The following is a 1,043-nucleotide window of genomic DNA, read 5'->3' as shown; positions in this document are numbered from 1 at the left end:
GTGAAGCGCCAGAAGAACGACATGGCCGATGCCGAGGCGATCGCGGAGGCAGTGACGCGCCCCACCATGCGTTTCGTTGCGCCGAAAGCGCCCCAGGAGCAAAGCGCGATGATGCTGCACAAGGTGCGCCTGATGCTCAACCGTCAACTGGTGATGCTCACCAATGCCATTCGTGCGCACATGGCTGAGTTCGGGATCGCCGCACCGGTGGGGCGCATCGGCGTCGACCGGCTGCTCAAGGTCATCGAGGATGGGACCGATGAACGTCTTCCTGCAGCAGCACGTCAGTGCCTGCAGATGCTTGTTGCCCAATTGAGCCTTGTGAAACAGCAGATCCTCGAAAACGATCGCCAAGTCCTCGGCCTGGCCCGTTCAACGGAGCTTGGTCGTCGTCTCATGGAAGTGCCCGGCATCGGGCCACTGGTAGCCTCGGCATTGATAGCATGCATCCCCGACCCGTCGGTATTCCGGTGCGGCCGCAACATGGCAGCGTGGATGGGCCTGGTGCCACGGCAAAACTCATCGGGCGGCAAGGAGCGGCTTGGCTCCATCACCAAGGCGGGCAATCGCTATCTGCGTCAGATGCTCTTCACGGGCGCCATGGCCGTGATCCGACGCGCGATGCAGAGCACGCGCCGCACATGGCTCGTACGCCTGCTTGAGCGCCGTAAGCCGAAGGTTGCTGCCATCGCACTGGCAAACAAGAACGCTCGGATCGCATGGGCCATGATGATGCGCGGAGACCGCTATCGCGAGCCGATGGCTATCGCCGCATGATACCGCGCGGCTGAAGGCTGCGCTTCGAGGTTGGAAAGGGCACAGGAGCTATTGCACGAAAGCCGGTCGACACCGCCGGATCAGACCACCCTACTACGCCCAAGCACTCCGAGTGCGAGCAAGTGATCAGGGATCCGGTCCGCGGAAGGCATTATGGCCAGCGGCAACGACAGCCGCATTAAAGGCCGGACACATGGCCGCACCGACCACCAAGTGCACACGCTCACCAAACCCCTTGCCAACGGAGAGCCGTCCACACATGGGCG

General features: G+C 62.6%; 1 protein-coding gene. It reads left to right on the top strand.

Features of this window, described 5'->3' with window-relative positions; genetic code table 11:
* A partial coding sequence (locus FHW92_RS25500) for an IS110 family transposase (protein WP_210428706.1) occupies positions 1-777 on the top strand: 777 nt, incomplete at its 5' end.
* Positions 778-1,043 lie beyond the last annotated feature (266 nt).

The organism is Novosphingobium sp. SG707, from assembly GCF_012275515.1.
GTDB lineage: Bacteria > Pseudomonadota > Alphaproteobacteria > Sphingomonadales > Sphingomonadaceae > Novosphingobium.
Note: the sequence above shows the minus strand (reverse complement) of the source record. Positions and strands in the feature narration are given on the sequence as shown.